This window comes from Calditrichota bacterium (assembly GCA_013112635.1).
Classification (GTDB): domain Bacteria; phylum Calditrichota; class Calditrichia; order Calditrichales; family J004; genus JABFGF01.
On record JABFGF010000003.1, the window covers coordinates 465,547 to 489,145 of the forward strand.

The 23,599-nt window shown below is 40.3% G+C and carries 5 protein-coding genes; all 5 read left to right on the plus strand.

The features are described from left to right. Positions 1 to 66: 66 nt before the first annotated feature. The 5 genes from HND50_11170 to HND50_11190 all read left to right on the plus strand — a co-directional run bounded on the left by HND50_11170 (position 67) and on the right by HND50_11190 (position 23,596). Complete coding sequence (locus HND50_11170) at positions 67 to 1,695, plus strand: sensor domain-containing diguanylate cyclase (GenBank protein ID NOG45788.1); 1,629 nt, start codon at positions 67 to 69, stop codon at positions 1,693 to 1,695. A gap of 223 nt (positions 1,696 to 1,918) precedes the next feature. Further along, positions 1,919 to 3,067 (plus strand): tetratricopeptide repeat protein, encoded by a 1,149-nt coding sequence (locus HND50_11175; GenBank protein NOG45789.1) that lies wholly within the window; start codon positions 1,919 to 1,921, stop codon positions 3,065 to 3,067. A 3-nt stretch (positions 3,068 to 3,070) separates the two neighbouring features. Further along, complete coding sequence (locus tag HND50_11180) at positions 3,071 to 4,807, plus strand: HD domain-containing protein (GenBank protein ID NOG45790.1); 1,737 nt, start codon at positions 3,071 to 3,073, stop codon at positions 4,805 to 4,807. 124 nt (positions 4,808 to 4,931) lie between these two features. Continuing rightward, a complete protein-coding gene (locus HND50_11185) occupies positions 4,932 to 5,426 on the plus strand; it encodes a hypothetical protein (GenBank protein NOG45791.1) in 495 nt (164 codons plus the stop codon). Further along, on the plus strand, positions 5,426 to 23,596 hold the full coding sequence (locus HND50_11190) for a hypothetical protein (GenBank protein NOG45792.1): 18,171 nt from the start codon (positions 5,426 to 5,428) through the stop codon (positions 23,594 to 23,596). The genes HND50_11185 and HND50_11190 overlap by 1 nt, the downstream gene beginning before the upstream one ends. Positions 23,597 to 23,599 lie beyond the last annotated feature (3 nt).

Here is a 23,599-nt window from a genome sequence, read left to right on the forward strand (position 1 = left end):
CAATTTATCAAGTATTTTTTTCTATTGATTTCCTTTTAATTTTTATAAGGCTACTGTATCCGGATTATGAACGAATTTGTTAATAAAGTATTCAGCAGATATAATTCCCTTAGCAGGGATAAAAGCCTTTTTTTGCTAAATGAAGCACAGGTTTTAGTTTCAGAAGCGAGGTCAAACCGCAGCAATGGTTCAAATAAATCTTTCCATCAAAAGTTTTTAATATTTTTAGAAAGCTTTATACGGGCTACACGTTCTGTTAACGAAGTTTATTATCATGTACGAGATGAAGGTAAAAGTTGGATTAAATTAACAGATAACACAAAAGTTACATTGCCTAATTATGATCAAATATGTAAAACCAATGATGAAAATGAATGCTTTGTGATTGAAGAAAATGCATTTGGTTTGGACAGTTTGATTCATAGCAGATTGAATGGACATCAAAATCCTGCGATAAGTTTTGAGCTTTTTGGATATTGTGATTATCTGGTTGTATTTAACCGCAAGGCAGCGCGGTCTCAAAAAAGTGTTAAGACTTTGGAAACCACCATTAGTCAAATCAAACAAATAAACAGCGATTTTCTTAACTCTGATAATAGCAAAGCAACTGTGGAACAATTAGAACAGGCGCTTTTATTAAAAGACAGGGATTTAATTGTAACAGAAAAAAATCTAAAACGCCGTGTTTACGAAATCCACAACCTGTTGGAAATAAGTAATGAGCTTTATTCCATATTAAACTTGAAACAACTAATTAATTCCGCCCTGCTAATTATTGTGGGGCAAGTTGGCTGCCAAAAAGCTTTTGCATTTTTATATGATTCAAACCATCGCAAATATTCCAAACGGTTTACAAAGGGTTTGGGGCAAATGGAATTAAGTGAACTGGAAATTCAGGTAGATCATCCACTGGTAGGTTATTTTGAAAAATCATATAAGCCAGTTTTGGTTGAGGATTTAAAGAAAGAAGAAAAATTAAAGAAGGAATGTGAAAAACTTTTAGCAAACAAAATTGAACTGATCGCACCAATAGTTTATGGAGACAGGGTTCAGGGATTTGTTGGCTGTGGAGCTTTATTATCAGACCAAAAGTTTAGTAAAAACGAAATGGATCTGCTTAATATTCTAATAAATATTATTTCGATTTCTGTCTCAAATGCTCAAACATACGAAGATGTAAAAAATCTTTCCTTAACAGATGCAATGACTAACTTAAACAACTACCGGTATTTTGAAGACAGGCTGAAAGAGGAAATAAATCGTGGACGCAGGAATAATACTCCCGTTTCCCTGATCATGATCGATATTGATCACTTTAAAAATTATAACGACACACTCGGTCATCAGGCAGGTGATGAAGCATTGCGTAACCTGGGTTGGATTTTAAAAAATGCTGTGCGTGACGAAGATATTGTAAACAGGTATGGTGGTGAAGAATTTTGCATAATTTTACCTGGAATAGAAAAAGACATCATTCAGGTTTTGGGTGAAAGGTTGCGTGTTAAAATTGAAGAATATCCATTTTATAAAGAAAATGTACAACCTGGAGGCAGAATCACCGTAAGCCTTGGGGGATCCTGTTTCTCAAAAGATGCTGATAACTTTGAGGATCTTGTATTTAAAGCAGACCAGGCATTATATAAATCTAAAAATGCTGGTCGTAATATGTTAACGGTATATAGTGAAGATATGTGATTGAATTTTTACTCCCCAGCCTGTATATTGAATTTCTTCCAAATCAAAGTCATTTTGGGCTCTTCACTTTAACGGATTAAAATTGAGAATAAGGAAATAAATTTTGTGTTGAGTAATGTTGGTTGTTTTACGCATATTATAACTTTATTTATTATTTAGACCTTATTTATCAACAGCTAATATTTCTGTTTTTATGTTTAAACCTATTGAGAGAGAATGCTAAATGTCCGATATCGGCTATAATGATAATGTCCAGGTTTACGGCCGCAAATTTCATGTTCAAACGGCTACTCAAAGTTCTAAAGGGATGGCCAGTTGTGAAGTGTTTGAAGCAGGTCGTGTAATAAACAAAAACTATATCAGTTTTGAGCGGCGTGGTCAATCCGATGAAGAGCAAATGGAAAACCGCATCCGCAAGATTGTTGAAAACATGCATCAGGAAACCTTGTCAGAAATTGAACTGATGTTTGCCATTGCAAAAAAAATCAAGAGTCTTGGTCATGCCCCATCCCATGTAAAAATGGGTCTGCTTTTTGTAAAAAATAACCTTATGCAAGATGCTGTTAACGAGTTTAAAACAGCTATTGAAATTAATCCAAAACAAATCGATGCTTATAATAATCTTGGCCTGGCCCATATAAAAGCCAAGGATTATGCTGAAAGTGTAAAAGTTTTTGAACGGGCGCTGCTAATGCAACCCGGATATGCCGATGTGCATCACAATTTGGGGATGGCTTACTTTCATGAAAAGCAACATCATAAAGGTCTTGAGCACATTCAAAAAGCTCTGCGTATAAATCCGGAATACCAGATTGCCCGCTATAACCAGGCAATGATTTATATGGATAGTATTTTAAGTGACCGTAAAGATAAGAAATTACCACCGGCCACAATTCGGGTTGAGCGAGCGATTCAACAATTGCAGGTTTTAGTTGATGCAGGTTTGGATGGAGCCTTGGAAACACTCAATAAAGTTAAGAAGGCATTGATCGCCAAAGATTTTAATAATTCAATAAAAATTTTGGAAAGTGCCCGGGAAAAATTATTTCCGGATGAAATTCACAGTATTATCGGGATAAATTTTTATCTGCGTTTTATGTATGGAGGCAAAAACCTTACAAAACGCTCATTGAAAAAGTTTGAACAGGATTTGATCAATTCTATTGAGTCTAATGATGAGTATGCCGACCTTTGGAATAACCTGGGAATTGTTCATCTTATCCAATGCAGGAATTTGTTTTTAAAGGCACTGGGTGAATTTAATAAAGCCCTGGAAATAAATCCCAAGTTTGAAAAAGCCCTTAAAAACAAAAAACTTGTTGAAAATGATGGAAAAGAGTTTTTAATCCTGTTACGTGCAATTTTGAAATAAAATATGTTAAAGGTTTATAATTATATAAAAGACCACCGTTCCAAAAGTGTGTCATTGTTCAAAGTTTTTACAACTGTATTGATTGGAATTGTAAGCCTTTCTGTTCATTTCTTTGCTGCTGCTCCACAAAGTTTTATCCTTCTTTTAATTACATTCGCCTCAGCTTTTACAACCATTGTTTGGCATCTATTATTTGCAAAACAAAATTTTAACAAGTTGGTTGCAAGTTTATTTTTAGGGTTAGATAATATTCTGGTAATTGCGGTTATGCTGCCTATGGCCTATACAAGTGCACTCTATCCGGTGCTTTTCTTAACCAATATTATTGGTGTACGTTTTTTATTGGGCAGGCGGCTTGGCAGGATTAGTATTGCTTTTGCTTTGGGTTTGTTTGTAGTTGTTATGGGTGCATATTCTTTTGCAGGGCTCGTCCAAAATGCGATTTATTATTTTGCACTAAATTTCTTTCCGGCCCTTATTATCAATTCTTTGAGCTCGTTTTCATTAAATGTGATTGCTACTTTGCAGCGCAAACAAAAAAATCTGGAGTTTGAAAACAGCAAACTTGATAAAACGTTTAATGACTTAAAACGCGAACTATTTTTAAACTCTCAAATCGTCACATCGCTAAATAAGGATGTAAAAAGAAGAAATATTGAAATTAAAAATATTCTCAATTTAAGTGGCCAGCTAAATATTAACTCTGATTCGAAAAAAGCCATCGAATCATTTTTATACACAGTAATTGGACAGCTCGGTTGTAAACATGCTTTAATCCTGACGCAAAATAATCGTGAAAACAATTATTACAGCACATTCTCAGCAAAAGGATTAAAGAGTTCTGATCTTGACAGGATACGTATTTATCTTGGCAGCAACCTGTTAAATACTTTTGCTTCTACTAGGGAACCATTACTCGAAAAAAATATCCCAAAAGATGATTTGTATGCAGATGAAGTTAAAATGCTCAAATTTTTTGCCAACGATTTGTTTTGTCCGATTGTAATAAAAGGCGAGTTGAAAGGGGTTTTAATTGTTGGTGAAAAACTAAGCGGTGCAAAATTTAGTGAAGAAGATATAAACATGATTTCGATTGTTGCCAACCAGGCTGCTTTTGTAATGGAGCAGACGATGGTTACTTCGGAATTTCAGGATATTTATTTTAAAACCATTAAAGCTATGATGAAATCCCTTGAAGCAAAATATGTTTTTGCCCGCGGCCATAATACGCGAACGGCAAATTATGTGAATATTATTGCCCAAAAAATGGGATTAAGCCAGACAGAAATCAAAGAGCTTACTTATGGCACTTTGCTTCATGATGTAGGTAAAATAGCAATCCGTGATGAATATTTGCTCGATCCAAATGTGTTCAGTGAAAATCAACCAACAATGAAAAACAAAATTCTTGAACATACTATAAAAGGGGCTTCAATTCTTAAATCGTCTGGGTTTGAAGAAAATATTGTAAACCTGGCAATGCATCACCATGAAGATTTTAATGGTAAGGGTTTTCCACATGGATTGGGCGAACTGGATATTCCATTTGGTGTTCGAATCCTTTCTGTCTGTAATACTTACGATGCAATGACCTCTGACCGCCCGCATAGAAAAGCCCTTCCTGATGTGACTGCACGAGAGTATTTGGAATACAATTCCAGCAAGAAATTTGATCCACAAGTTGTAAAAGCCTTTTTAAACGAGTTATCAATAAATAAAGAAATGCAAAAATTTCACTAAATTTTGCTGATATTTTTCTATCTCTTACCGAATGTGTTATGCATCACCGACGTTGCGATCGGTATCTATCATATTAAAAAACATTTCAATCATATCTAAAATAGTGTGTTTTAAGGGGTTTAAAGTGAAAACTATTTTCAAAGCAAGCTTAATTCTAACCGTTTTAATATCGTCTTTGTTTGCACAATCTCCCGAAATATTAAAACTGCGTCTTGATCAGAATGAGGATCAGAGCAAACCGCTTTCTTTAAATATAAAGATTGAAACAGCGTCGAGCACATCCCGCGCTGTTTTTGTTGAATTGCCCGCAGGACTTAAACCTGTTTTGTCTTCAGCCAGGCAAGGAGAAAATACATTTTGGCTATTTAATGGCAAGCAGGAGATAACAAAAGACAACGTGCTGGGGTGGTATGCTCAGGACAATGGATTGGTTTTGCATTACACGGATAAAAGTGGTGAGCTTGAAATTGAGCTTGTTCCGGATGAAAGCCGTATAAAGCGTTTTGAAGATATTGATGTTAAAATTTACTCCGTTTCAAAAACCGGGCAGAATTTCGAGATAGAAAAAACAGTTCTTGCCCAATCTAATATTTCTGTTAAAAAAGTGGAAAAAGAGTAATGATTAAAAAAAGTTTACTTTCATTAGGGATAATATTTTCTGTTTCATCTTTCTTGTTTGCAGGGCAAGGCGATAGTACAGGCAATGACTATATGTGGACCCAGGATTTTGGTACACCTAGAATTAATTATAATTGGATTGACATAAAAGATGGAACATCTCTATTCTTCGGTGGCATAGACAACCAATTGTCCACCGCAATTCCTTTACCATTCACTTTTTATTTTTATGGTCAGGCCAAAAGCAATATTTACGTTTCTGCAAATGGCTATATAACTTTTGTTGATCAAGGTGTTACAACAGATCCGTTTGGTGGGAATGTTACAATTCCAAGCGCATCCGCACCGGATTCTATGATTGCTCCTTACTGGGGCGAATTAACCGGCGGGGGAACTCAACAAGCAAACGTTTATGTTAAGTCTGTTGGGAGTGCTCCATTTAGACAATATGTTATTCAATGGCATTTACCTGATGGCGGATCCTCAGTAGAATTTCAGGCAATTCTATATGAAGGCAGTAATAATATAAAATTCCAATGGGGCAAAATGGATGTTGGCGATCCCGGCGGTAGTGAAACAGTTGGTTTGCAGGCTACGAGTTCAAAAGCATTAGAATATAGTTTTGATAATACTCCGGGTGCCAATTCAATAAGTGAATATACGGCTGTGCTTTTTCATGGCGAAGGTGTTAGCGGTGTTGATGCGGCCATCTCTCCTTCATCAGTTTCAACCAGCACTTCTCAGGAATTCACATATGTATTCAATAATATCAGCCCCAGCAGCACAGACCTTCTTGGTAAATTAGATTCGGTTGCAATTACTCTACCCGCAGCTTTTTCATCAACACCAACAGTGACCTCAATAAAAATAAATGATGGTGCTGCATTTATTCAGAATTCAGCTACTAAACCGGAAGATCGTGGATTTGCTACATGGCAGGTTAGCGGTAGTAATATTATTGTTCAAACGGCTGATTTTGAGGTGATCGATTCGTTGATTGTGAAATTTATTGAGCAAACACCCGCTGCAGTGAGTTCAGGAAACTCTTTTACGTCTGAATATGGCGCAGAGCTTGATACAACATCGGGACCTCAGAGCTCGGTTGAAGATGCTCTTGGTTGGGATGTTGATGTAACTGCTGCACCAGGCACAGTGGATTATTACACATTTACTCCGGCAACTGATACATCTTTAATTGCAGGTAATAATTTAGCTTTCACAGTAACCGCTTATGATGAGTTTGGGGCTACTATTAACAATTCTGACAATGTTGTTTTTACTGCCTCCGGTTCTTCAACCGTTACTTTCTCTGCAAATGACACGCTTAATTTCTCTGGCGGTTCTACAGTTTTGCTTACAGTTTCTGATGTGACACGCGGTGATTTTACATTAAAGGCCCAAAAAGAAACTGATGCAAGTGTTACCGGGACTAGTGGTTTGGTCACTGTTAATCCGGACAATATTGATCACATAAATGAATTATCATCTTCTGCAGCTATTACTGCAGGGACACAACGAACTTTGCGCGTTGCTGTTTTAGATATCCACAATAATAGGGTTGGACAAGATTCGATTATAACATTTACAGTAACGAGTGGAACAGGCAGTTTTACAGGTGATGTATCGGTAATAACAGGTAACACAAACGCTGTTGGTGAAGCTGAAGCGCTTTATACGGCAAGCACTACTTCTGGTGGCAATGATGTTATTACGGTTAGTTTTGGCGGTGTAAGCACTCCAATTACACTTCCGGTTTCAGCCGACAATGTCAGTTATTACTCATTCAATCCATCAACACCACAACCGCTAACTGCAGGTGGTGCGGGTGTACCATTCGATGTAACTGCGCGCGATCAATATGATAATATAGTAACCAGTACAGACAGTGTGATATTCTCAGCAGAAGGTTCCTCTACAGCGACCTTCAGCCCAAATGACAGTATATCAATTGCCAGTGGCACAACAGTAAGTGTGACAGTTCAGGACAACACAGCTGGGACTTTTAATATAAAGGCCACGCGCTTAAAAGATGGCAGTGCAGATGCTACGGTAACTGGTACGAGCGGCTTGTTTACCGTATCCTCCGGCACAGCCTCGACCTTAACGGAAGTATCAAGCAACAGCGCGATCAAGGCAGGAACCACGCGCCGTTTACAGGTCCGTGTTGATGATGCATTTGGAAATCCGGTATCCGGTGCCTCAGTCAGCTTTGCCATCAATGCCGGCAGCGGTTCATTTAGCGGCAGCAATCCTGCAACCAGTGATGCCAATGGCATCGCCTTTGTAGATTACACATCCAGTGAAACATCCGGTGGCAATGATGTAATCGATGTGACCTCAGCTCCGGCGACAGCCATCCAGATCACCTTGCCTGTTTCGGCCGACAATGTCAGTTACTATTCTTTTAATCCATCAACCCCGCAATCAATAACCGCCGGTGGCGCGGGAGTCGCTTATGTGGTGACAGCATTTGATCAATATGACAATATAGTAACCAGCACAGACAGTGTGATATTCTCAGCAGAAGGTTCCTCGACAGCGACCTTCAGCCCAAATGACAGTATATCAATTGCCAGTGGTACAACAGTAAGCGTAACCGTTCAGGACAACACCGCCGGAACTTTTAATATCAAGGCCACGCGCCTATCCGGTGGCACAGCCGATGCGACAGTTATCGGTAGCAGCGGATTAATCACCGTTTCTTCTGCGACAGCATCGAGTTTAACTGAAGTATCCAGCAGCAGCGCAATAAAAGCAGGAACCACCAGACGTTTACAGGTTCGCGTTGATGATGCCTTTGGAAATCCTGTTTCCGGAGCATCTGTAACTTTTGCAATCAATGCCGGCAGCGGTTCATTTAGCGGCAGCAATCCAGCGACCAGTGATGCCAACGGAATCGCCTTTGTGGATTACACATCCAGTGAAACATCTGGTGGCAATGATGTTATCGATGTAACTTCAGCTCCGGCGACAGCCATCCAGATTACTTTACCAGTTTCAGCCGACAATGTCAGTTACTATTCTTTCAATCCATCAACCGCCCAGGCTATAACCGCAGGTGGTGCAGGTGTTGCTTATGTAGTGACCGCTTATGATCAATATGACAATATAGTAACCAGTACAGACAGTGTTATTTTTACTGCGGAAGGATCTTCAACAGCCACTTTTAGCCCAAATGACAGTTTATCGATTGCCAGTGGAACAACAGTAAGTGTGACAGTTCAGGACAACACAGCTGGGACTTTTAATATAAAGGCCACGCGCTTAAAAGATGGCAGTGCAGATGCTACGGTAACTGGTACGAGCGGTTTGTTTACCGTATCCTCCGGCACAGCCTCGACCTTAACGGAAGTATCAAGCAACAGCGCGATCAAGGCAGGAACCACGCGCCGTTTACAGGTCCGTGTTGATGATGCCTTTGGAAACCCTGTTTCAGGAGCGTCTATTACTTTTGCCATCAATGCCGGCAGCGGTTCATTTAGCGGCAGCAATCCGGCAACCAGTGATGCCAACGGAATCGCTTTTGTAGATTATACATCCAGTGAAACATCCGGTGGCAATGATGTTATCGATGTAACCTCAGCTCCGGCTACGGCCATTCAGATCACTTTGCCTGTTTCAGCCGACAATGTCAGTTATTACTCATTCAATCCATCAACACCACAACCGCTAACTGCAGGTGGTGCGGGTGTACCATTCGATGTAACTGCGCGCGATCAATATGATAATATAGTAACCAGTACAGACAGTGTGATATTCTCAGCAGAAGGTTCCTCTACAGCGACCTTCAGCCCAAATGACAGTATATCAATTGCCAGTGGTACAACAGTAAGCGTAACCGTTCAGGACAACACCGCCGGAACATTTAATATCAAGGCCACGCGCCTATCCGGTGGCACGGCCGATGCGACCGTAACTGGTACGAGCGGTTTGTTTACCGTATCCTCCGGCACAGCCTCGACCTTAACGGAAGTATCAAGCAACAGCGCGATCAAGGCAGGAACCACCAGACGTTTACAAGTCCGTGTAGATGATGCCTTTGGAAATCCCGTTTCCGGAGCGTCCGTTACTTTTGCCATTAATACTGGCGGTGGTTCTCTAACAGGCACAAATCCAGCAACCTCAGATGCTAATGGGATTGCATTTGTAGATTTTAGAGCTGATACGGTATCCGGTGGCAATGATGTTATCGATGTGACCTCAGCTCCGGCGACAGCCATTCAGATAACGTTGCCTGTTGATCCTGGCAGTGTAAGCTATTATACATTTTCTCCTGCAACCGATAGCTCAATCATAGCCGGTGTCAACATTCAATTTACTTTGACAGCAAAAGATCAGTTTGGAAACGATGTTATAAACAATGGATCAGTTACTCTGGATGGACAAGGTAGTTCAACGGAAACTTTTAGTAGCGGCCCCTATTCATTTGGTGGAAGCAGCACTTTAATTTTTACTGTTTCTGATACGACCGCAGGCTCATTTACAGTTGTGGCTGAAAACACAATAACCTCAACCATATCCGGTCAAAGTGGTTTGGTGACAGTTTCCCCGGCAGCAGCGGCGCAATTTTCGATTATTTCAAGCACTTCAGATATTGTAGCAGGAACAGATCGATTATTACAGGTTGGTCTTGAAGATCAATATGGCAACCGTTTAGACGATGGTTCTAATGTAACATTTAGCACATTTGCTGGCACGGGTACATTCAGCGGAGCCAATCCCGATGCAATAGATGCCAACGGTGTGGCCGAGATAATTTATACAGCAAGTTCCACATCAGGCGCAGATGATAGTATCTCTGTTTCTTTCAACTCTGGTGCCGTTTTAGATACGATTGCACTGCCGGTAATTTCCGGCTCTTTGGCTGAAATTAGAATCCAAATTACAAATGTTGCCGATGGTACTGAACTAGGTGACTCAACAATCACAGCCGATGAAACTATTACAGCTTATGCCTGGGGATATGATGCAACAGGCAATTCACTTGGACTTACATCATCTACATGGACGGGTAGCGGAGTTATTGGCGCTGGAAATTTAAACCCGGTAAATCCAACAGATAATATTACCTTCACACCAACAACTTCAGGAACTGGAAAGTTGACCGCAACGGATGCCGCAGGTGGAATAATTGATGATATCAGCGGTGTGATAACAGTAAACGCTGGTGCTACGGATTATGTTTTGATTATGGATGCTCCGGGGGGAACAGGAAGCCAAATCCTAACCCCAACTTTGACAACGGGGGAAGTTTTAAATCTTTATGCAAATGGCTTTGATGTCAATAATAACTTTACCGCTAATGAAAGTGTTACCTGGGGTGTAACCGGGACTCTTGATGCGGGTGACCTGGATCCAAATCCCGGATCGAGTACTGTTTTTCTGCCAACTTCAACCGGAGCAGGAACCATAACTACAACAAGCGCTTTTACTGAGGATGCAACTGGCACAATCACGGTAAATACCGGTGCTTTGGCTTCTTTGCAAATCAGGACAGCATCGGGTGGCGGAGGTGTAGTCGTTAGTGATACGACAAAGGCAGCTGGGGATTCCCTTACTTTATATGCGGCTGGTTATGATGCTAATGACAATTTTATTGCTGATCAAAACGTTCAGTGGACAGTTGAAGGGGACACAATTGGTTTTTTCGAAACAGCAGCTCCAACAACAGCATCAACCAATAAATTTTATGGGCGTATAGTAAACGCTGCCCGTTTGAGAATTAATTCAGGCTCAATAAATAATTATAGTGGTATTGTGAAAGTAACAGCAGGCACACCGGCAACGTTAACCGCTGTTTCTTCTCAAACCTTTACAGGTTCTGCGGGTAATATCTTACCTGACTCACTTGCTGTAAGATTAACAGATGATTATGGCAATGTTGTTCCAAATGCAACTATTGCATGGACATCAACTACAAATGATGGAGCAACATTATCTCCTTCAAGTGATCCAACAGATGTTCTTGGTGTTTCACGAAGTTCCTGGCGTTTAAGAAATTCATCAACTGCACCAGGAGATACGGCTCGTGCTACATATACTGGTCTTCCATTTGTTGAGTTCAGGGCTTCTGTGTCAGCTTCAAATGCTGACTCCCTAAAAATTGATGAAAGTACCGATCTGCAAATAGGTGTTGTAAATAGTGAGCTATCAGATTTTGTAGTATCTGTGGTTGACTCAATAAATAACCCGGTTCCTGGAGTAGTAATTACTTTTTCTGTTACCGGATTTCCTAATGGCGCCTCAGGATACTCCCTATCTAACGTTTCAATTGAGACGGGTGTTGATGGAAAAGCCAGCACAAAGTTAACATTGGGTAACAAAGTAGGTACTTATGAGGTAACAGCATTTAATGCGAGTCTGGCTACCTTAGATAATACATTTTCTGCGGAAGCTATTGCAGATGCCGTATCTTCGCTCTCCATTTTTTCAGGAAATGACCAAAGTGGTACTGTAGGCTCTGCACTAACAAATGATATTATTGTCACGGCAACAGATTCTTCTGGTAACCATGTCACTGGTGCAACTGTTACATGGCAAGCAACAGCAGATGGTGTTGTTAATAATGTAGGTCAACCTACTACCGGCGTCGCTGGCCGTGATACGGTTTCATGGACATTGCGAACGACTTCTGGTCCTGATACGCTTCTGGCTATTTTAGCCGGGTTGGATACAGTAACCTATGTTGCCACAGCAAATGCAGATGTTGCAAATTCAATAGTAGTTATATCCGGAGATGGCAAAACAACTGTCGCAGGAAGTAACCAGAAAATTGAAGCGCGCGTACTGGATCAATATGGAAATAATGTTTCCGGGCAATATGTAAGCTTTTTACCTGCCAACAGTATGTCGGCTCTTGTCTCAACTTCAAATGATACGGGTTTGGTTTCAGCGGTTTACCGTGCGCCTTCAAATCAGGATTCATCAACAGCACGGGCAATAATTGTCAGCCCGGCAGATACAGCTTTCTTTAAAGTGTATGGTCTTAGTTATGTTTCCAATTCACTGGCACCAAAATCTGTGGCAGCCGGTGATGACACATCATTTACAGTTCAGGTAAATAACCCTGGTCCCAATTCGGTAAGTTTAAACACAGATAGCAGTACCTTTGTTATTTCAGATGGCACAATTAACACCACAGAAAGCCTGAATACTCCTGCGGCTTTGCCAGCAAATTCAGCAACAACTTTAACTTTTAACTCTGCGGTGATTGATAACTTTGCCAGTGGCAGTTATACACCGGAAATCACCTTGGTTGGATCCGGTAGTGATGCTTTAATGAATGGGACATTGTTTACTGATGTTGGTGAGCTGTCAGTTTCACCATTACAAATTGATTTTATTCTTATTCCTAATCCTGAAGATACGTTGGTTTCAGTTGGAACCTCAATAGCAGAAATCCAAATGCAGGTTACAAATAATGGCAACAATACAATTCGAAATGTAATCCCGTTATTATCTGTCTCGCCAGAAGACTATACTGACTCCTTGCTTTCCGGGGCAGACACAATCCTTGCAGGAAATAGCGAAATTTACAAATTCAATATGGTTATCCCTGGTGGATCTCCATTTGGTCTAAAAACGATTGATGGGTCTGTTACAGGATTGAACTTAAGCGAATCAGTGAGTGATATAGGCGCCGATCAAACGGAGAATTTCCGTGTAATTGAATCGGCCAGTTTTGATTGGGATAATTATTCTCCACAAACTTTGTCAGAAGGACAGGTTGTAACCTTTACAGTAGATGTAACAAACAATGGTTTATTATACGATGTCATTTTGAATAAAAATACAACATCTCTTACTTTTGGAGCAGATGTTTTTAATTTAGCTTCAAATCAAACTTTGCCTGCAAACGAGACAACTACACTTACTTTTGAGTCTGGCACTTTGGGAATTGCATCCGGTACTCATGAGGGAACATTGGTTTTAAACGGCACTGAAGTAGGGAATAGTGTTTCCTCTACAATTACTACAACGGCTGCTTCTTTACCGGATTTGACTGTTCAAACAATTGCAAACCTGGTTTTCAATCCATTAACACTTTCTTCTGATCCGGTAAGCCAGGGGCAGAATGGTGAACAGTTCACCATAAGTGTTACAAACGATGGCGAAGCTTCTTACAAAATAAACAGCCCGGATAGCATTACTGTTCTTGTTGGTGGTGTAGATATAAGCATTTTGGGAACAAGATATTCAAGCACATTGACTTCACACGAGTTAAGTGATTTTCCTGTAATAGTAGCAAACTCAGATCCCCAAAATTTTATCTATACAATTGATATTACGGATGCTGCTACGCCTGGTACAGATACATTTTCCAGCAGGATTGCAGCTACCGACTTAAATAGCGATGAAACTACCGAAACAACATCCGGCGTTGGTGTTAACCCATCCTGGGATGTGTTAGCAAAAAGCGCCTTATCGGTTACCAGCTTAAATGCAACCGCCACACAAGTCAGCCAGGGGCAAAGCGGTTTAACAGTTGATGTTATTCTTGAGAATACTGGCCAGGCAACGGCGACGGTTGATTCGGTTTACCTGGACTTTTTACGTAATGCAAACAGTTTTACACACAACGCCACATTCCCGGAAACAATAACTGGTGGTGGTTCACTAAATATTCAATTTAGCGTCGCTATAGATTCAGGAGCTGCTACCGGTATTGATTCAATTCGCGCCATTGCAACAGGACAAAATAGTTTGTCATCCGAAAGTTTGAGTGAGACAAGTGCGTATTTGGATGCCTGGGATGTTTTTGATAAGGCGAAAATTATAATAAATGCTGTAACCTCAACCTCCCGTGAAGTTAATCGCGGCCAAACGGGTGTTCCGGTAACAGTTACTGTTAGCAATGAAGGTTTGGGGACTGTATTGATTGATAACCTTCAGTTAAACAATACAAATATTCCTCCGGATCTAAATATTCCTACATCTGACACCCAAATTACTACTCCAGATTCAATTCTTTCTGGGCAAACAATTAGTTATCAATTTCAATCAGAAATACTTAGTGATGCAGCCAACAAAATTTTACTTGGTGCTCGGTTTGAAGGCCGTGACGCTATTTCAAATGCCTCAGTTGTAGATTCAGTTTCTGCAGTTAGCGATACTTTATTTGTTGGAGATCCTTCGGCATTACAAATTGATTCAGTTTTTTCGTCCTTTTACTCATTCAGCCAGGGACAAGAAAATCTTGATGTGCGTGTTCGTTTAACAAATACTGGTAATTCTAAAGCATTTCTCGATTCTATTCGGCTTGATTTAACAAGTGCTGAATTGGCAAATCCTGCGGCGGGAAATACATTGGGTTATTCTCAGATAACAACATTTGAAGTGCAACCATTTACTTTACCGGCCAGCCAAAGTACAGTTGTTTTATTTAGACTAAACTCTCCAACTACAGCCCGTGATTCTGGCAATGTAGAAATCAATGCACGTGCTTATGGCACTGATGCTTTAACTTCACAAGCTTTAACTGACTTAAGCGCGGATGCAAATAAAGATACAGTATTATTACAAACACCGGCTAATCCTGTAATTACAAGAATTGAAAACAAAAACTCAGTAACTACGGGTGAACAAGATGTTATTGTAAGCCTTCGGGTTAAAAACCTGGGTAGTGCAACTGCAAGGTTGGAAAACGTTTTACTTAACTTTTTTAATAGTATAAATGCCAGTGTAAACGATGACTATGCTCGTCAATATGTGTCTCCGGATCTACCGCATACATTACTTGGCTGGGATAGCACAGATGTAACTTATTCAATTGATGTCGGTGCCGATGCCACTCAGGGTATCATTGATTTACGTGGAATAGTTCAAAGTACTGAGCTTAACCGAAATTTATCAACTGCTGATACTTCTGCCACTTTAAATACCTGGACTGTGATTGGTACAGGTGAATTGTCAGTTTTATCAGTCCTACCAGATAGAGATTCGGTTAGTACCGGGCAGCAAAATGTACCTGTCACGGTTACTGTCCAAAACGGTGGTGATACGAATGTCCGTATTGATAGTCTTGCATTGAGTGTTTCCCGTGGCTCTTATGATTCTTTATATGTGTTACCAGGAGATGTATTGATTCCAAGTGAAAGTGCCCAATATATAATCAATGTAGATGTAGCTGCTTCTTCCATATCCGGTGTAGCAACATTAGATGCAAGTGTTTTGGGGGTTGATCTTGGAAATGGGTCTGTTCAAATTTCAGATGCGAATTCAGATTCAACTGCAAGCTGGCTGGTTCAACAAGCTGTGGATATCGCAATTTCTGATAATTCACCTGTTCAGGTTTCTACTGATCAGCCATTTGTTACTAAACTTACGGTTGTAAACTCCGGTGAAGCACGGTTGGAAATTGACACCAGTGCCACCAAGCTTTATCCGAAAGATACTCCGGCAAATTTTGCAAAACTTGCAGACAGCAGCATAACCATAATTGAGGGCAACCAGACTGTCCAGCTTGTTTTTAACAGCACAACCTCTTCTCCGGCTTTTGTGGATTCTTTAAAATTGGAATTGGTTGGTGTAGAAAATAATGATACTTATAACAACATTCATACAGCGCCAAACGAGTTTGTTGTTCAGTCCCAGGCTGTAATGTCAATTGCCTCAACAGATGCTGTGGCAGATAGTGTAAGTCATGGGCAAACTGAACAAGTAACAATTACCATTGATAACAGTGCACAAGCAGGATTGGTTGTTGATTCACTTATAATAAATGAATATGGCAAGTTGATAAATCTCAGCCCGGCATTACCTTTTACTATTAGTGGTGGTTCTTCGCAAGCATTTGTTGCAGATATAGATGTAACAAACTTAACCGCAACAGGCGATATATCTTTAGATGTAAACGGTTATGGCCACGATGCCAACAATACTGTAGTAAGTACAAATGATGAAGATGGCGCCACAACTCCAGATTCATGGTTTGTAACAACGGCACCGGTTGTTGCAGTTAGTAATGTAACCTCTTTATCTACAATTGTTACCCAGGGGCAAAGTGGTGTTCCTGTAGACGTTACGGTACGTAATGATGGTGAAACACCGGTTCTTGTAACTAACATGAACCTTTTGCCACGCATTGGTTTATATTCGCAAAGTTGGCCTGCATTTAATTTCAGGATTAACGGAAATGATAGCGCAACAGTTACCGTTACTGTTGATGTTGCAGCAAATTCTGCAACAGGAACGGATTCACTTTTCGCACAGGTTGATTTTCAAAATATTTATTCCGGAGAAACTGATCAGGATACCAGCACTGTTTTTCACGAATGGTCCATTGCCGGAACGTCAACAGTTGATATTGTATCTATTCAGGCAGATCCATCAAACGTTTCACAGGGACAAGGGCCAATTAATGTTCAGATAAGGCTGCAAAATACAGGAACAAGCTCTGCAATTATTGATGCTGTATCTCTCGATTTTAGAAATGGAAATTCAAATTATTTTATAGATGCAATATCCCCGGCATTACCGTTCACTTTAAATTCTGGTTTAGATCGGGTATTTACAATTCCGGTAACAGTAAATAATAATGCACAAACAGGTCTTGATTCGGTTTTTGCCCAGGTTAATGTAACTGAAGGAGTGTCAGGAACGCCATCAGTTGTAACCGATCCATTAGTTTTTGATTCCTGGGATGTTCAGGTTCGGCCAGCTGTTGTAATTGACAGCGTAAGCGTGAATCCGGCCCAGGCCTCGACAGGGCAAAATGGGCTTACCGCTTCTGTTTATGTAAGCAACCGGGATAGCATCAATGTAAACCGTGCTTCTGCACAGCTTGATTCTGTCAGACTGGTAATGAACCTTGCTTCAATTGAAAGAAACGATCAGTTTACAATTAGCCGTTCACTTATTCCTTCAATCCCGCTTATATTGCAGGAAGGTACAAGCACACGAATTGATTTTGATCTTGATGTAAACCCAACAGCATTAACCGGCACATATACTTCGGATGCTTATCTTGAAAGTCAGGATATTAATGATGGCAGCCAAAGTATAAATAACAATGCAGATTTAGCCGGATCATTATTGGTACAAAATAGTGCAGCACTTGCAGTTGATACCGTGTGGGTAACACCGGATTCCATAAGTCAGGGACAGAGCCATGGCCGAATATATGTTCAGGTAACAAACACAGGCCAGGCACCTGCCACAATCACTGGCTCTGATTTAACATTTGACCCTGTACTAACCGATCTTCAAGAACAGTTTATTGATCCTGCCACACCTTTTATTTTGGGTGGAGGTTTAACCGATACACTTACTTATTCGTTTGTAGCCTCTCCAAGTTTTAATGGTTTGGTCGAAGTTAACGGGACAGTTAATGGCGAAGATAATAATTCAGGATCAGTATTAGCCGCTTCAAATGTAAACCCGACACAATTTTTAATCCAAACACCGGCAAATCCAACTTATACTACTAAAGATCCACAGTCATCATCCGGCGGAGAGCTTATTCAATTCAGGGTAAAAATCTTCAATTCCGGTGAAGCGACCATTGTGTTGGATCCCGCGCAAACAACAATAAAAGTAGGTGATTTTGATCCGCCGCTTGCATTGGATATATCAAGCCCGACAATCATTGCTGCTACACCTGATACGACAGAACTTATTTTTATTGGTGATTCTCTGAACGGATTGGCACCAGGCGATCATTCCCTCCAGGTTAGATTGAAAGGAACCACTAATAAAGCTGATTATGAGAATACTTTGGATGCAGGATCATTCGCATTTGGTGCAGGTTTAATTGTAATTACGGATATTGGATTTGAAACATCTACAACCGTTTTGCAAGGTACACAAGACAATTTAGTAAAAATGCTTATTACAAACTCCAGTGCTGCATTACCGATTGACTCTGTTGATACAAAACTGATTTTTACTTTGGATGGAAGTGAAGAGTTTGTCGAAAACCTTAGGAGGAATCCTGCAGACACATTAACAATTTTGCCAGTCGGTGATTCCGAACTGCGTTTTATTTTCGATGTTCAATCCACTTATCCGATTGGTGATACTGAAGTTTCCGGGCGTTTAAGCCTTGACGGCGGAAGTATTGTAGAAAACTCTGCAGATAGCAAAACTATGACTGTTTTGTCGGGAGCGAATGCAACGTATATAACTACTTCTCCTGATTCAGTTATTAATAATCAAAAAGTATCATTCCAGTTGGATTTTGGGAATACCGGTACGGCAGGTTTGGCACTGAATCCGGATTCAACCTACATCGAGTTCCCTGGTTTTGTTGGCATACCACGTAAAAATCTTGCAGGTAATTTTACACTCGGTGGTAATGATACGACGACAATCACCTTTTCAGAAATCACAATACCTGAAAGTGCTTCCGGCATTCAAAATATTACCTGGCGAATAAAAGGTGAAATGCTTAACGGAGGTGTTTTTGATAACACGGGAAATGCTGCCAGCGCTTTTGAAATAATTCCATCTGCTACATTGAGTTTTGATCCGATTGTAGCTTTGGATAATCAAGTCTTGCGTGGCCAGGATTCAGTTCAAATAGATTATACGGTTCAAAATGATGGTGCCTCAGATGCGATTGTTACAGGTATGGATTTTGATTTCACCAACAAGGGGTCTTCAGTTCAATCACAATGGGTCAATATCTCCACAGGACTTTTCCCGGATACGGTTTTTGCAAATAACCAAAAAACATTCTCAGTTTTATATAATGTAAGCCAGGATGCGGACACAGGATTTGTAACACCGGAACCTTCTGTTGATTTCCGGGATATCCGGACTCAGCACATTTCCGAAACATCAACAAACGTCGTTACAAATGATCAGATTGAAGTAATAGTTCCTGCATCAATCAGAATTGACAGTCTTTATTTTGCAACAGCCGGAAATACACCAAATGCACCGTTGGTAAATGACGGCCAATCATTTATTCTGGCGGTTGACTTAACAAATAACGGAGCGGTTACCGTGGCATCCGGCTCAGCAATTCTTAAGAAGGGAACGACAGCAGTTGATACTGTTTCAATTCTTAATCTTGTTGCCGGTAGTTCAGCATCTTTGTCATTCAAAAAAGATAGCATCTCAACTATTCCTGCCAACGATCCGGTTTATTCAGTAACCTTAGAATCCATCATGGATATTGAAGGAAATACAGTAAATACAGAACAGGCCTTGGATAATTCTGAAAGAGTAATTGTGCAAGATCACCGGACGCTTTCAATCACTTCTCAAACAAATGAAATGAGTGTTACCGATGGCCAGGTGTTTCAAGTAAATGCAACAATTGGTCAAAGTGGCGAATCTAATTTTGAACCAGGTTCAATCCAACTAGTACTACCAGCTAATTTTGAATTTGCAAATGGATCCGTTTTGAGTCAGGTAATAAGTGTTGACACACTCACAAGATCTTGGGATGTTCGGGCCTTAAGCCCGTCTGTGGCAACTGATACATTAAAAATACAATTTGCTTCAATTCCTTTAGATGTAAATACGGGAAATCCTGTTACTGTGCTAATACCGCAAGCTGATGTGCCGGTTACAGTAGAAAATCAGGGCAATATTACACTTAGTAATTTTATAAACAGCGGACCGGTAGCCAGCCGCGATACAGTTTCAACGGGCCAGCAATTTGATCTAAGCATACAGGTATCTTTAAACAAAATGCTGCAGGATACAACTGCCACTCTAAACCTTCCCGAAGGACGCGGTTATTCTGTGATTGGTGGATCGGCTAAAGCTGTGACCGGACCGGTTGTAACCTGGCAGGTTGTTGCTCCGGCGCAATTACCAGAGCAAGGTGCAAATACCGATACATTCAGTGTCTCAGTTAATGGAAATGATATTAACACGGGCAATCCTGTAACAAGAACTTCGGGAGATTTAATAATCCATCTAGAGCGGGTGGCAACATTGTCATTATCCTCTGCAGTTATCAATCCAGCCGGTGCAGTGGACGGAATACTTTCAACAGAACAAACCTTTGAGTTTCAGACCCAGGTTTCCAACTCCGGCCATGCAGATTTTGATGGAAGTGGTTCTGTTTTACTGGAAGCTCATGGTGGTCTGCTATTTGAAGAAAATGGCGACAGCACTTTAGTACTTCCTTCATTTACAACAGACGCAATTAACAAAATAGTGATCGTTCCAGACAAAGTTGGTAGCGCTTCAATTACAAGTACAATTCAGGACGTTCCAAAAGATGAAAATAGCTTGCAGGATGCTTCCGTAAAAGTTGATTTGACCCTACAAAACTATCAGGTAATCAAAAGAGCAAACCTGAGATTGACAGTTGATAAAACAGGAGCGGAAGACAACCAGATTACCAGGGCAACAGGACAGGCATTTGAAATTGTGGCCAATGTGGTAAATAGTGGACAGGCCGGACTTGATACAACCTCTGGCAGACACTTTCTTGTTTTAGATACAACGGGAACAGGCATAGAGCTGCTTAACAATGAAGAAACTCGCAAACCTTTTTATATTCATGCTGACAGTTTTGTGACCTGGAATGTGAGTGCCCCCGGTAGCCAGGCATTATCCACATTCTATGTAACAGTAGAAACAGGCAAACATCCACTCGATGAAAATGAGAACGTAAGCGCTTTCCGCGAAGCAAGCTCAGCACGAGACTCGTTAACTATTGATTTTATTGAAGTCCGGGACATTGATCTTGATGCAAAATACAAAGATGGTTCTACTACAACAATCGTGGCCATTAACCAGGAAGAAATATTCCTGGAGGCCGATATTACTTTTGATCCACAATTGGATAAAGACAAAAGAATTGATTTAATCCTCCCAACTAATGCCGGATATTCGATTCAGCAGGGAAATCTTTCAACAGATTTTGAAGACGGTACTTTCACTACCAACGTATCCTGGATGATAAAAGCTCCGGAATTAAAAAGTACACAAACAGATTCAATTTTAATCAGTGTCTTTGGGGCAAGTTCACAAGGGTTTGATAAAACCACTGAGCAAAAATTGGCAATCAAAACAGTTGCCATCGCCCGTTTGGAATTAGAACTCTCAATTGATCAGCCTGATGGTGCTGCAGATGGTGAGGTTTCCGAAGGACAGGCCTTTCGCTTAAGAGGCGAAGTGATAAACTTGGAAGAAACCGATTCTCCGGTTTCTGGTACCGGTGAAGTTCAACTTGTATCTTTAGATACGCAATACTTTGCAGTTTTTGATACTACAGAAGAATCTACAGGGCTTCATGTCGATGCGTCTTTGATCCGCAGCTTTAAAGTAACAGAGCCATTTTACTGGTGGGTAAAAGCTACAGGGGAGACACCGATTTCATCTCGGGCTTTGTTTAATGGTCTGATTAATAAGAAAGTCATACAAGAAAAAGACCATCCGGAAGAAGCAATTATTATGTCTATTGCAGAAAAGAAAGCTGTACGCAATAAACTTCAAAAGGCTATTAGTGAATTCAATGCATTTCAGGCAGAGGGATCTCCTATATCAGTGAAGGTAACAAAATCAGTAACTGATATACAGTTGGATACAACAGCTCAAATTAAAGACTCATTGAAAACACAAACAGTAAAAGTTATTGGAGCCGCTTTTATAAGAATTGCCTCAACATCCTCACCGGAGTCTGTTTCAACAGGCCAGGTATTTACTTACACGGTAACTGCGGGTGAAATGAGTGATCATCTAGTTGATCCACGAGCAGAGTTTATTCTTCCTGAAAGTTTTGCATCTGATAATCAGTTGACCCCAACAGTACCTTTATCAGCAGATAATACGGCTAGCTTGAATATAAACGTACCACAGGATTATGCAGGATCGCCAACTGAGGATATTCAAGTCTTTTTGATTGGAAAGGATGATAATAAGCAGGATGATTCGCAACCAAGTATTATGATTACTGATCAAATTAAAATTCAAAAAAGACCGGATATTGAGTTGAAATCAATTAAGATAAAACCGGTTTCTGCTATTAACAAACGCCAGCTTTCTTACGGTCAGGAATTAGAAATAAGAGTTTGGACAGTATTGGCGCAGAATACGTCGCTTCTCAACTACGCAGAAATTGAAGGTGAAGGTACAATTACCCTTGATACTCTACAGATATTTAAAGATGGATTCATTTTATCACCCGGGGAAGTGGCGACGAAGACTTTTAGTTCTTTGGGTGAAGAGAATGCTTTAACTTGGAAAATTATTGCGCCTCAAAACGAAGTGAGTAGTTCAAGCATCATTTTTAACCTTACAGGTAGGCCCATAGATAAAAATAGCGGAATAGAAGTACTTTCAGGGGAATCTTCTGTTACACATTCCATTCAGGTAAGGCAGAAAGAAATAATTCTAATTCCAAAGAATGATTTGCTTGCATCAACAAGCTTTTTACAAGGGGCGACGGATCTTACGCTTTTGGCATTTGAGATTTCAAATGAAGGTTATGGAGACACTCTGTTTGTTGATTCCCTGTCGGTTGGGTTTCATTCTGCCAGTGATGATCCAACTTCTTCAGCCTTTGTTGATCCATCAGCGTTAGTAGGGATGTTCTCAAAAATAAAAGTTGTAAACGAAGATTATATATTGGAAAACCTGGGTAAAACTGGTTCAGTAACTTCAGCAGAAATATTTGCTGATGTTGATATTGTTAGTTCTGTGGAAAATCCCATTGGCATTCAGTTTGAGTCAAAAATGTCCCTTGCACCGGATTCAGTTGAAACAATTGCTGTACTGGTTGATTTCAAGCCTGATGCTAAAATCCAAGGTTTTCGCACTAAATTGGAAGATATAACAATTTTTGATGTGGATGATTCCTTTAAACTTACTGCAGTTAGTGAAACAGGTGCAGAATTTATTGGCAGCTCTGACGCAGCATCTGAAAACCAGATTATCATTTCAAAAGATTCAGATAAAAATTTCTATATCTATCCTAATCCATTTGGACGTGGTGACACAGATGAAGATCGCAGAGGATGGTTCAACGTTCACTTGGATCAAACCTCAGAAGTTGCAATTAGTATTTATACAGTTCTTGGTGAACTTGTTTGGAAAAGCGAGACAAAGATTTTGAAAGGAACTCATGACAAACAATTCTTCTGGGATGGGAAAAATGGCAAAGGAAAACGTGTTTTAAATGGCGCCTATATCGGTGTGCTGGAAGTTCGGCCAACAAACGGCGGTGCAGTAAAACGTTCAATCATTAAAATTGCGTATATTAAGTAGGTA